Source organism: Mesorhizobium sp. M4A.F.Ca.ET.020.02.1.1, assembly GCF_004022645.1.
Classification (GTDB): Bacteria; Pseudomonadota; Alphaproteobacteria; order Rhizobiales; family Rhizobiaceae; genus Mesorhizobium.
Genome location: NZ_RZOI01000103.1, coordinates 1 through 11,973, shown reverse-complemented (window position 1 = coordinate 11,973; position 11,973 = coordinate 1). Strand labels below are relative to the sequence as shown.

General features: G+C 66.4%; 12 protein-coding genes and 1 pseudogene. 8 read left to right on the top strand and 5 right to left on the bottom strand.

Features of this window, described 5'->3' with window-relative positions:
- Both EN742_RS09820 and EN742_RS09815 read right to left on the bottom strand, forming a co-directional pair.
- Positions 1-466 (bottom strand): PfkB family carbohydrate kinase (locus tag EN742_RS09820; protein WP_245492284.1); only part of this gene is annotated, 466 nt, incomplete at its 3' end.
- A gap of 3 nt (positions 467-469) precedes the next feature.
- Positions 470-1,270 carry a class I fructose-bisphosphate aldolase gene (locus EN742_RS09815; protein WP_127422243.1) on the bottom strand — a complete coding sequence of 267 codons (801 nt, stop codon included), beginning with the start codon at positions 1,268-1,270 and terminating at the stop codon, positions 470-472.
- A 179-nt stretch (positions 1,271-1,449) separates the two neighbouring features.
- Between EN742_RS09815 and EN742_RS09810 the strand changes: the two genes are divergently transcribed.
- Positions 1,450-2,598, top strand: a complete 1,149-nt coding sequence (locus EN742_RS09810) for a Gfo/Idh/MocA family oxidoreductase (RefSeq protein WP_127405573.1) — start codon at positions 1,450-1,452, stop codon at positions 2,596-2,598.
- Between the two features lie 14 nt (positions 2,599-2,612).
- Positions 2,613-3,574 (top strand): annotated as a pseudogene (locus EN742_RS09805) (alpha/beta hydrolase).
- Between the two features lie 27 nt (positions 3,575-3,601).
- Here the strand turns inward: EN742_RS09805 and EN742_RS09800 are convergent.
- Both EN742_RS09800 and EN742_RS09795 read right to left on the bottom strand, forming a co-directional pair.
- Complete coding sequence (locus EN742_RS09800; protein WP_127405572.1) at positions 3,602-4,624, bottom strand: LacI family DNA-binding transcriptional regulator; 1,023 nt, start codon at positions 4,622-4,624, stop codon at positions 3,602-3,604.
- A 250-nt stretch (positions 4,625-4,874) separates the two neighbouring features.
- Positions 4,875-5,414: an Lrp/AsnC family transcriptional regulator gene (locus EN742_RS09795; RefSeq protein WP_126056125.1), complete on the bottom strand. Its 540-nt coding sequence runs from the start codon at positions 5,412-5,414 to the stop codon at positions 4,875-4,877.
- Between the two features lie 48 nt (positions 5,415-5,462).
- Between EN742_RS09795 and EN742_RS09790 the strand changes: the two genes are divergently transcribed.
- Positions 5,463-6,653 (top strand): MFS transporter, encoded by a 1,191-nt coding sequence (locus EN742_RS09790; protein WP_128332736.1) that lies wholly within the window; start codon positions 5,463-5,465, stop codon positions 6,651-6,653.
- 61 nt (positions 6,654-6,714) lie between these two features.
- Positions 6,715-7,143, top strand: coding sequence for a GNAT family N-acetyltransferase (locus EN742_RS09785; protein WP_127405571.1), 429 nt, complete (start codon positions 6,715-6,717; stop codon positions 7,141-7,143).
- Between the two features lie 60 nt (positions 7,144-7,203).
- Here the strand turns inward: EN742_RS09785 and EN742_RS09780 are convergent, their stop codons facing one another.
- On the bottom strand, positions 7,204-8,319 hold the full coding sequence (locus tag EN742_RS09780; protein ID WP_128332735.1) for an anhydro-N-acetylmuramic acid kinase: 1,116 nt from the start codon (positions 8,317-8,319) through the stop codon (positions 7,204-7,206).
- Positions 8,320-8,543: 224 nt separating this feature from the next.
- Between EN742_RS09780 and EN742_RS09775 the strand changes: the two genes are divergently transcribed.
- From EN742_RS09775 to EN742_RS09760, 4 genes are all read left to right on the top strand, one after another.
- Positions 8,544-9,233 carry an SDR family NAD(P)-dependent oxidoreductase gene (locus tag EN742_RS09775; RefSeq protein WP_128332734.1) on the top strand — a complete coding sequence of 230 codons (690 nt, stop codon included), beginning with the start codon at positions 8,544-8,546 and terminating at the stop codon, positions 9,231-9,233.
- A gap of 241 nt (positions 9,234-9,474) precedes the next feature.
- The gene (locus tag EN742_RS09770; RefSeq protein ID WP_128332733.1) at positions 9,475-10,326 is read left to right on the top strand and encodes a MetQ/NlpA family lipoprotein; all 852 of its coding nucleotides are present in this window, start codon (positions 9,475-9,477) and stop codon (positions 10,324-10,326) included.
- 83 nt (positions 10,327-10,409) lie between these two features.
- On the top strand, positions 10,410-11,501 hold the full coding sequence (locus EN742_RS09765) for a methionine ABC transporter ATP-binding protein (protein WP_126056119.1): 1,092 nt from the start codon (positions 10,410-10,412) through the stop codon (positions 11,499-11,501).
- The coding region (locus EN742_RS09760) for a methionine ABC transporter permease (protein WP_148670062.1) at positions 11,482-11,973 on the top strand (492 nt) is incomplete at its 3' end. The genes EN742_RS09765 and EN742_RS09760, both read left to right, overlap by 20 nt.

Sequence of the window (11,973 nt, the reverse complement as noted above, 5' to 3'; positions counted from 1 at the left end):
TCGCAAGGCCGAGATCGCGAGCCCGGGCCACGACATCCAGCGACCGGATCGCGTAGCTATCGACGATCAGCGCGGTCGCGCGGCCAAGAATATCGTCCGGAAATTCCGGAGCGGTGCCCAGCATCGCATCGTCGTCATACGCGATGAACCGTTCCCCGTCAGAACCGACGGTGATGCGCGAGCGCACCGGGCGCGCGTCGGGGTGGCGCGGCGCGAATGCGGTTTCAACACCGCTCGCCACGAGATCGCGCAGCGCGGCGTCGTCCGCGCCAGTGCCCAGCCATCCGATGAACCCGGCGGTTCCGCCGAGCCGCGCGACGGCGGCCAGCGCCGTCGCGACATTTCCCCCGAAAGCCCGGGCACTTTGCAGAACCTTCCCCTTGCCCGCCGACAACGGCTGATCGACGTAGACGATGTCGTCGATCGCAATAGCGCCGAAGCCGAGGATCGAGGGGACGGTGGGCATCGTTCAGGCACCCGCCTTCGTAAGCGCCTCTTGCGCCGAAAGGCCGTCATGGATGACGCCGCGAAAGGCAAGCGCTGCCTTCTGCGGATCGCCATGCCCCCAGAGATTGCGGCCGACCACGGCGCCGCGCGCCCCGGCACGGATGGCGTCCGCCGTCTGCTGAAGCGCGCCGAGCAGCGTATCGGTCTTCGGACCACCCGCGATTACAACCGGCACCGGGCAGGTCCGGACGGTCTCTCGGAACGACTCGAAATCGCCCGTGTAGCCGATCTTGATCACGTCGACACCGGACTCGTAGCCGATGCGCGCCGCATAGGCGATCTCGTCGGGGGTGAAGACGATTTTCGCCCCGTCGGTGAAATCGCGCGGGTAGATATGCGCCACCACCGGCATGCCGTAGCGAGCCGCCGCGTTCACCGAATCGGTCAGCCAGCGTATGTACTTGCCCTCGGTCGCGCCGCGCACCGGAATGGCCACGGCCAACGCATCGGCCCCCGCGCGCACCGCATCCTCGGGCGTTGCGATCAGCTCGCTGATGCGATCGTCCGGAGTGAAGCAACCCGCTTGGATCACCAGGGAAGCCTTGCCCGCATATTGCGGCCACAGATGGCGGGCGGTGCCAGGCTGGATGCTGACGTAGTCGGGTTTGCCCGCCATGACGCGCGCCAGCGCGCCCGGCAGGTCGGCAAGGCCGCCTTTGCGCACGTCGCCATAGCCGACGAAGTGGTCGACGGCGCCGCCAAAAAGATTCCCCGATGGATGCGAGAAGAGGCGCGCAAGGCGCACCTTGGTTCCGAGGCTCATGAGTTCAAAATTCCCCAATCGGTTGTTTTCAAAATCTGCTGCGTCAGCGTTTCCATATGCTCCATAAAATTTTTACGCGCGTCAAGAATTAAAATGTTGTATAGCGGCTTTCGATTGTGATCCATTGCTGGCACCAGGGTGCGGCCAAGCCGTGGCCGCGTTGGGAGGTACGATCGAAAATGCACGGAAAATCAAAGACAAAGCTCGGCATCGGTGTCATCGGATGCGGCAACATCTCGATGACCTATCTGCGCAATGCGGCTCTGTTCGGCGGGATGGAGTTGCGCGCCTGTGCCGACATTTCCGCCGACATGGCGGCGCTCCATGCCAAGGAATACGGCATCCGCGCGCTCGGCGTCGACGCGCTGCTGGCCGACCCGGACATCGAACTTGTCCTCAACCTGACGATACCGGCGGCGCATTTCGACATCTCGTTCTCGGCGCTTTCGGCCGGCAAGCACGTCTTCACCGAAAAGCCGCTGGCAACCTCGGCCGGCGACGGCCGCCGGCTGGTCGCCGAAGCAGCCAGCCGCGGCCTGCTGCTCGGCTCGGCCCCCGACACCTTCCTCGGTGCCGCCGGGCGCCGTGCGCGCCGCCTGATGGACGAGGGCGCCATCGGCCGGCCGGTGACCGGCACGGCCTTCATGATGGGGCGCGGCATGGAGCACTGGCATCCCAATCCGCAATTCTACTATCAGCCCGGCGGTGGCCCGGTCTTCGACATGGGCCCTTACTACCTGACGATGCTGGTCAACCTGCTCGGCCCGGTCGCCCGCGTCATGGCCATGGCGACGCGCGGCCAGGAGGAGCGGCTGATCACCGCCGACGGTCCCTTCAAGAACACCAGCTTCAAGGTCGGCACGCCGACCAACATCCTGTCGCTGCTCGAATTCCGCTCCGGCGCCACGGTCACCTTCGGCGCCTCCTGGGATGTCTTCAGGCACTCCAACCATCCGATCGAATTGCACGGCACCGAGGGCTCGCTGAAACTCCCCGATCCCGACACGTTCGGCGGCACCGTCTCGCTGTCGGCGCGCGGCGCCGACTGGAAGGATTTCGAGAGCGACGGCGAGCTCTACGGCGCGCGCAACTGGCCCTATGCCGCGCCCGACCGCGCCAACTACCGCATGCTCGGTGTCGCCGATCTGGTCCGGTCGCTGTCCGAAGGCAGGAGGCCGCGCGCCTCCGGCGAACTGGCGCTGCATGTGCTGGAGATCATGGAGGCGATCCTCGCCTCGGGCGAGAGCCGCGGATCGGTTGCCGTCAATGGCACCGTCGACCAGCCGCCGCTTCTCGCCGAGGACGAGGCGACGAGCCTGCTGGCCTGACGGGAGGCCGCCCGATGACGACATCGCCCTCGACGGCAACCGGGCTCGATCCGCAAGCCCGCCACGTGCTCGAACTCGGCCGGCAGGCTGCCCCCCGCCGTTCGAGACCGGCACTCCCGACGAGGCGCGCCGCGCCTATGACCAGGGCTTTCCGGAGCTGCAGGGCGAGCGCGAGCCGGTTGGATCGGTCGGTGAGCGCACGCTCGCCGGACCCGGCGGATCGCTGGTGGTAAGAATCTATCGCGGGCAGGGGGCGCCGGCCCAGGCTGCTCCGCCGCTGCTCTATCTGCACGGCGGCGGCTGGGTGATCGGCAATCTCGACTCGCATGACGAGATCTGCCGCTGGTTCGCCAACATCGCGGCTTGCGTCGTCGTTTCACCCGCCTACAGGCTGGCGCCGGAGCACAAGTTTCCGGCGGCGGTCGAGGACTGCCGCGCCGTGCTCTCCTTCATGCGGGATGAGGCCGCCGCTCTCGGCATCGATGCGCGGCGCATCGCCGTTGCCGGCGACAGCGCCGGCGGCAATCTCGCGACTGTGCTCAGCCTGCTCGCAAGGGACGACCGTATCCCGCTCGCCGCACAGCTTCTGCTCTACCCCAACACCGATGCCGCGCAGACGGCGGACAGTTACCGACGCTTCGCCGAGGGTTTCGGCCTGACCGCCTCGACCATGGCATGGTTCCGCGATCAATATGTTCGCGACGCCGGCAACATCGACGACTGGCGCGTCTCGCCGCTGAAGAGGAAAGGCCTTGCCGGTGCCGCCCCGGCCTTCGTCGCCATCGCCGGCCACGACATCCTCGCCGACGAGGGCGAGGCCTATGCCAGGCGCCTCCAGGACGACGGCGTGCCGGTGGTGCTCAAGCGCTGGCCGGGCCAGATCCACGGCTTCGTCTCGATGGGCCGCCACGGCCCGGCATCGCGGCAGGCAGTCGAGGCGGCGGTCGCCGCCTGGCGGAGCTTCGATCCCGGTTGAGCTGGGTCGGGTCGGTCGAGGTTCAGGTCACGCCGACTGGCGCATCACCAGCGTCGCGTCGAGATTGACCTTGGGCGCCACCGCCGTCCCGTCCTCGTTGAGCAGCCCCAGCAGCGTTTCGACGCTGCGCCCGGCCATGGCGGCGAAGTCCTGCGCCATGGTGGTGAGGCCGGGGCAGGTGTAGCGGCTGAGCGGATGATCGTCATGCGCCGCGACCCTTAGGTCGCAGTCCGCCTTGCGGCCGACCTTGATCCCCTTCGAGAAGGCGGCCGCCATCACGCCGAAGGCGAGACGATCGTTGTTGCACAGGATGGTCTTGCCGGGCAGGCCGCCACTGGCAAGCATCCTCTCGGTTTGTTCGTAGCCGATCCGCTCGAAATCCCAAGTGTAGTCCCTGGTATTGCCGATGGAGATCGGCTCATGCCCGAGCCGCTTCATCGAGGCGACATAGCTGGCCAGCCGTTCGGTCGAGTTGTGGTTGACATGCGGAATATCGAAATAGACCGGCGCGTCGCCCGAACGGCAGAGGTACTCGACGATCGTCGCGACGCTCTGCGTGTTGTTGTTGCCGACGAAGGGCGTGCCGCCTTCGAGATAAGTGTCGAAATAAACGATCGGGATGGCCTGCGTCAGCTTCTCCAGCGTGCGGTGATCGGAGCGCCGCCCGAGCGGCGCGACGAGCGCGCCGGAGACCTTCAAGGATAGGATGGTCCGCGTCGCCTCGACCTCGAGCTCGGTCGAGCCGTGCGAGGAAATGACGATCGGCCAGTAGCCTTCGTCGCGCAGCCGAAGCTCGATGCGGCTGACCATTTCCGAATAGAACGGGTCGGTCACCGTCGGCACGACGATGCCGATGCTGCGGGTGCGCTTGCGGTTGAGGTTGCGGGCAAACAGATTGGGCTGATAGTCGGAGGAGCGCAGCGCTTCCTCGATGCGCTTCCTGGTCGCCGGCTTGACGCTGGTCGGATCGTCGAAATATTTCGACAGCGTCGGTCTGGAGACGCCGCAGGAACGGGCGAAATCCTCCATCGTCTTGTGCGTCATCGCCATTCCAACCCTCGCGGCATGGACATCCAAACCTTGGCCCATGCGACTGCCCGGCAGCTACTTAGAGCGCGCCGGCGCGCACCGGCAAGGTGAAATTTTACAGACAAGTTTTCAAGTTTCAACGCGTTATGAGAAATTATTGCATGCGTAAATTTTGTGCAGAAACGTGTGCAGCTTGCAGTGAGGGTAACGCCTAGAAGAAATAGAGCATGATGTCGTCCGAAAACCGCTTCACACTTTTCGGCATCATGCTCTAGTAGACCGGCGTGGCCATATGCCGGGGCGCCGGCCATTCTTGCGTGATGCCGGGCTGCACCGGCCGCTCGAGATAGGTCGACAGCACCACATAGCTGCGTGTCGAGGTGACGCCCGGCGTTTCATACAGCCGTGACAGCAATCCCTCAAGCGCGCGCGTGTCCTCGGTGCGGACCTTGAGCAGCATGCAGGTGTCGCCGGCCACGGTATGGATCTCCTCGACTTCGGGGAATTCGGACACCGCCATCAGCTCCGGCGTCTTGCCCCAGCCCCTGGTGTCGATATGCACGAAGGCGAGCAGCGGCTTCTTCACCGCTCTGGGGTCGATGATGGCCGCCGTGGCGCGGATGGCGCCGCTGCGCTTGAGGCGCTTCACCCGCTCATGCGCCGCTGGCGGCGACAGGCCGACGCGATCGCCGAGCTCGGCGTAGCTAATGGTCGCGTCGTCGACCAGGATGCCTAATATCTTTCGGTCGATCGGGTCGATATCGCGGGCAGGCTGCCTGTTCCGCTGAATGCCATCTGTTTCTTCATCCATATCGGAATTCCTCATTGATGCCGAATTAAATACGGCCATTATGAGCATATGTCGAACAGTGATCAATCAGCAATTCTGGTGACGGCGCCCCGGCCGCCGATCCCGGCGCTCGCCTATCTCCTGACCGGCTGCATCGCCGTCATCGGTTCCAACTCGCTGGTTCTCGGCCCGATTGCGCCCGCCGTGGCGACCTCGTTCGGGACGAGCGTGCCGGCGGTGATGAGCGCGGCCGCTGCCTTTGGCCTCGGCACCTCGGCCAGCGCGCTCTTCCTTGCCCGCTATATCGACCGGGTGGGCGCGCGCCGCATGCTGCAGGGCGCATTGCTGCTGCTGGCGCTGGCCCTGGTCGCCAGCGCGCTGGCACCGACGGTGACGGCGCTGGTCGCGGCCCAGCTGGTCGCCGGCATCGCCGCCGGCGTCGCCATGCCGGCGATCTACGCGAGCTCGGCGGCGATCGCGCCGCCAGGCCGTGAAAGCGGCACCATCGGTGTCGTGCTGACCGGCTGGACGCTCTCCATGGTGGCCGGCGTCTCGCTGTCGGCCGTGCTTGCCGATCTCGTGCACTGGCGCGCCGTCTTCGCCGCCGTCGCGCTCCTGGCCGCGACCGCCGTCGTCGGCCTGACTATGAGTTCGCTGCGCGACAGCAAGAAAAGCGGTCCGGCGCCTTCACCGCTCGGGGCGCTCGCCGTTCCCGGCATCCTGCCGCTGCTGATCGCCTGCGGCGCCTTCATGACCGCCTTCTACGGCGTCTACGGCTATCTCGGCGATCACCTTCACCAGGGCCTCGGCGAGCCGGTCAGCGCCAACGGCTTTGCGGCGGCCGCCTATGGCCTCGGCTTCGGCGCGGCGGCCCTTCTCGACGGCGTCATCGACCGCCTCGGCGCGCGGCGCGTCATGCCGTTCGCCTATCTGCTGGTGGCGGCCGTCTATGTCGCCATGGCCACCGCCAGCGGCAGCTTCGGCCTGCTCATGGCGACGATCGCCCTCTGGGGTCTTGCCAACCATTTCGGGCTGAACGTCCTGGTGATGCGCCTGACCGCGCTCGACCCCACGCAGCGCGGCACCATCATGGGCCTGAACAGCTCCGTCACCTATCTCGCTGTCTCCATCGGCACCGCCGGCTTCGGGCCGCTCTATACGAGCCTCGGCTTCGCCAATTGCGCCGTGATCGCGGCCCTGCTGATGCTGGTCGCCGCTTCGGCGGCGGCATGGCGCTCGGCAGGCACTGCCCAGCAGTAAGCTTGCGTCCCTGTTCGGTCCTTCGCTAAGGCTGGCAAATGGAACCGAACGAGCCGAAGCGATGAAGACGACGCTTGAGACCACCGCCGATCCTTCGGCGCAGGAACTCGCCTTCCTCGGCGAGCAACTCACGGCCTTCAACGACGCCGATGTCGGCGCCTCGGGCCGAAAGTCGCTCGCCGTCTTCGTGCGCGACGAGGCGGGCAAGGTGGTCGCCGGCATCTCCGGCTACACCGCCTGGGGCTGGCTGTTCGTGCAATGGCTGTGGGTCGATGAGAGCCTGCGCGGCCAGCACATGGCAGGCCAGATGCTGGAGGCCGCCGAACAGGAGGCGGTGGCGCGCGGCTGCCACGGCGCCTGGATCGACACTTTCAATCCGAAAGCGGTCAAGGCCTATGAGCGCCAGGGTTACCGGCCATTCGGCGCGCTGGATGACTTTCCGCTCGGCCGCAGCCGCATCTTCCTGCAGAAGAGCCTGCTCGCCCTCTGATCAGAGCAATTCCAGGAAAGTGTGAAGCGGTTTCCGTCCGCAATTGCGTCGAACGGGAACCTACCCGGCCAGCCTCCCGCCGCGCATCGGCTGCGGCACGCCTGTCGTGCTCGGAAAGCTGATCGGCAGGCCGCGCAGCACGCGCACCGCCAGGAAGGCGAAGCACTCGGCCTCGACCGCGTCGCCCTTCCAGCCGAGGGTCTCCGCCTGCACGACTTCGACGCCGGCGCGGCTGGCAAGCATCGCCATCATGGTCGGATTGCGGCGGCCGCCGCCGCTGACCGCGAGCCGCTTCGGTCGGCGCGGCAGGAGATCGAGCGCCTTGCCGACGGCGGCGGTGGTGAAAGCGGTCAGCGTGGCCGCGCCGTCCTCGGTGCCGAGCCCGTCCGCCATCGCCGCGGTGAAGTCGAAACGGTCGAGCGATTTCGGATAGGGTTTGGTGAGATACGGATGTTGAAGCAGCAGCGCGAGCCGTTCCTCGTCGACCGTGCCGGCCGCCGCCAGCCTGCCGTCGCGGTCCATCTCGCCGAGGCCCTTCGCCTTGATGAAATCGTTGACGGGCGCATTGGCCGGACCGGTGTCGAAGGCAACGATGTTGTCCTTGCCGTCCCACCAGGTGACGTTGCCGACGCCGCCGAGATTGAGCACGGCGGTGTCGCCGCTGGCGTCCGCCTCCTTGAGCAGCGCCGCGTGATAGGTGGCGGCGAGCGGCGCGCCCTGTCCCCCGGCGGCCACGTCGGCCGAGCGGAAATCATAGGCGACCTTAGTGCCGAGAATGGCGGCCATCAATTCGCCGTCGCCGAGCTGACGGGTGCGGCCGATCCGCCCCGGCTGCGGGGCGCGGTGCAGAACGGTCTGGCCGTGGAAGCCGACGACGCCGATATCGGCCATCGTCATGCCCTGGCCTTCCACGAGATCCTTGACCGCCGCCGACTGCGCGCGCGTCAGCGCCTCCTCGGCCTCGCGGAAGATCTCCGGCTCCGGTCCCACGAAGTTCCAGAGGCGCGCCCGCCGCAGCGTCTCCTCCAAAAGGCTGCGGATCGATTGCGCGTAGGGCGCCAGCGTGTAGGTGCCGAAGTCGGCGATGCGCTCGCCGTCGGTCTTGATCAGCGCCACGTCGATATTGCCGTCGAGTACGGTGCCTGTCATCAGGCCGACGGCCCAGATTGGTTGCATGGTCGCTCCTCGAATCGCCGTTGAACCACCTGTCGGACGGATCGGTCCTGCAGGCAAGCGTTTCGCGGTGTCGCGATGGAACCTGCCGTCGGACCGGCCCCCCTTTTGCGCCGGGCGGCCAAAATCGAGCAACACCGTTCTTGCCTCTTGCCGCCGAAGGCGCGACGCTGTCCGATGAAGAGGCGTCGGCCACGCCAACCGTGCCGCATTCGCAGGAGGAAATCATGGCAGCCAATGTCGCAGTGATCGCAGGCGCTGGTGCTGGCCTCAGCGCATCGTTGGCGCGGCTTCTCAGCAAGGAAGGTTTCCGCGTCGTCCTTGCCGCTCGCAATGTCGACAAGCTTGCGGCACTTGCCGGCGAGATCGGCGCACAGGCGGTGGAAACGGATGTATCGGATGCCGCCTCCGTTGCCCGACTGTTCGAGGCCGCCGACAAGGTCGGCTCGCTCGATGTCGCGGTTTTCAACGCCAGCGGGCGCACGCGCGGACCGATCGCCGAGCTCGACCCGGACGCCGTGAAACAGGCGCTGCTGGTTGGCGCCTATGGCGGCTTCCTTGTTGGCCAGCAGGCGGCGCTGCGGCTGCTGGCGCGCGGTTCCGGCTCGATCCTGTTCACCGGCGCCACGGCAAGCCTGAAAGGTTTTTCGGGATCGGCCGGCTTCGCCATGCCGAAATTCGGCCTGCGCGGACTGGCGCAGTCGATGGCGCGCGAGCTCAGCCCAAAGAACATCCACGTTGCGCATTTCATCATCGACGGCCAGATCGAGCCGCCCGGGCAGGCGGCCGAGCCGGACCGGCCGGATCGCCGCCTGTCGCCGGACGCGATTGCCGAGACCTATCTTGCGGTCCACCGCCAGCACCGCAGCGCCTGGAGCTTCGAGGTCGACTTGCGGCCCTGGGTCGAGACGTTCTGACCACTCGACACGTTGGTCAAGGCGGCACCGTCGATTCTGGGAGTCGCCAGTCGCATAACCCGTATCGCGGTGCCCACCATCAGGCGTGCTCACTGTCGCAATATCTTTGAGAGAATATTTCCTGCTCGGTTCCTGAGAAGAAAAGCAGTTCTTTGATCGGACGCCCAGCATTGCCGATGCTGGTATCAAGGCTTCGCATCCCGCCAAGCCGAAACGATTTCAGGATCGCAAGGAAAGAACCATGTCCGAACGCGGCAACGCTTCAGCATCTCTCGCTACGTCAATCACCAGGCGCGCTGGACTTGCGGCGCTTCTTGCCTCGGCGCTTGCCGTTGTCGGCCTCACCGCGCCGACGCCCTCCTTCGCCGAGGACAAGAAGGCGATCAAGGTCGGCATCATCAGCGGCGAGGACGAGGATGTCTGGCGCGTCGTCGTCGCCCAGGCGGCCGAGAAAGGCCTGACCATCGAAACGGTCGTCTTCAACGACTACACGCAGCCCAACGAGGCGCTGGAACGCGGCGAGATCGACGCCAACGCTTTCCAGCACAAGCCCTATCTCGACAACCAGATCAAGACGCAAGGCTATCACATCGTCCCCGTCGGCTATACCGGCGTCTGGCCGATCGGCCTCTATTCGAAGAAATACACCAAGGTCGCCGACCTGCCGGAAGGCGCCGTCATCGGCCTGCCCAACGATCCGTCCAACGAGGGCCGCGCCCTGCATGTGCTGCAGAACGAGGGCGTGATCAAGCTGAAGGACGGCACCGGCATCCTGGCGACGACCGCCGACATTGCCGAGAACCCGAAGAAGGTCGCCATCAAGGAACTCGATGCCGGCATCGTCGGCCGCTCGGTCGAGGATCTCGACGCGGCCGTCGTCAACACCGACTGGGCGCTGAAGAGCGGCCTGGGTCCCGACAACCGCATTGCCCAGGAGCCGGTGGCCGACAATCCCTACCGCAACTTCATCGCCGTCAAGGCCGGCAGCGAGAACGAACCCTGGGTGAAGACGCTGGTCGCCTCCTACCAGAACGAAACGGTGAAGGCCGAATTCGACAAGGTCTACAGGGGCACCGGCATCAGCGCCTATTGATCGGCGCCTGGCTTGCAGCAGCAGGCGGCCCGCTGTTCGGCGGGCCGCTATCGCGTTTGCGGATCGCTGAAACGGAAAGAAAGATGAACCAGCATGTCACGGCCGAACTGGCCGATCCGGCGCACGGCCCTCCGGCGGATCGGGAAGATGTCGTCCGCCTCGTCGACCTGAAACGCCGCTTCGGTGTGACGCCGGCGCTCGACGGCGTCTCGCTGACGGTGCGCAAGGGCGAGATATTGGGCATCATCGGCCGCAGCGGCGCCGGCAAGTCGACGCTGATCCGCTGCCTGAACGGGCTGGAGCGCCCGGATACCGGCGCGGTGTTCATAGAGGGCCGCGAGATCGGCCGGCTCGGCGAGCGCGCACTGCAGCCGCTGCGCCGCCGCATCGGCATGATCTTCCAGCATTTCAACCTGCTTTCGGCCAAGACCGTCGAGGACAATGTCGCGCTGCCGCTCAAGATCGAGGGCCGGCCCCGGGCCGAGCGTCTGGCGCGCGCGACTGAACTGCTGGAACTCGTCGGCCTGTCGGAGAAAGCAAAAGCCTATCCGGCCGCGCTGTCGGGCGGCCAGAAGCAGCGTGTCGGCCTTGCCAGGGCGCTTGCCGCGCGCCCCGCGCTGTTGTTGTCCGACGAGGCGACCTCGGCGCTCGATCCGGAGACGACGCGATCGATCCTCGCTTTGCTCAAGGACATCAACCGGCGGCTCGGCCTCACCATCCTGCTCATCACCCACGAGATGGAGGTGATCCGCTCGATCGCCGACCGCGTCGCGGTGATCGATGCCGGGCGGATCGTCGAGGAAGGCCCTGTCTGGTCGGTCTTCGCCGGTCCGAGGTCCGAGATCACCAGGAGCCTGCTCGGCGGCATCCGGCCGCAACTGCCTGATGAGATCGCCAGCCGGATGGCTGCGGGCATTGGCGTGGAGACGATCCTGAGGATCGATGTCGCCGGCGAGGCCGCGCGCGGTCCGCTCCTGTCGGACCTTGCAACCGCTGTGCCGGGACCGTTTCGCCTCGTCCATGGCGGTATCGATCATGTCCAGCAGCAGCCTGTCGGCACTTTGTTCCTCGCGGTGCCCGGCAACGATGCCGATCGACTACCGAAACTGATCGCGTTCCTGGAGGCCCGCCAGGCGCGGGTGGAGGTGCTTGGCCATGTCGCCGGTTCTGTTTGAGCTTCTCCTCCGTTCGACCTGGGAAACGGTGCTGATGACCGGAGCCTCCGGCCTCATCTCGCTGGTCTTCGGCCTGCCGCTCGGCCTGGCGCTGGTCGCCACCGATCGCGGCGGCATCGCCGAAAGCCTGTGGGTAAACCGCGCCCTCGCTGCGGTCATCAACGGCTTCCGCTCCGTTCCCTTCATCATCCTGCTCGTCGCCTTGATCCCGGTCACGCGGCTGATCGTCGGCACCTCGATCGGCACCTGGGCGGCTATCGTGCCGCTGTCTATCGCCGCCACGCCCTACTACGCGCGCATCGCCGAAGTGTCGCTGCGCGAGGTGGACCACGGACTGATCGAGGCTGCGCGCGCCATGGGCGGCAACCGCTGGACGATCATCCGCGAGGTGCTGGTGCCGGAGGCGCTGCCGAGCATCGTCGCCGGCTTCACGGTGACCCTGGTGACGCTGGTCGGCGCCTCGGCCATGGCC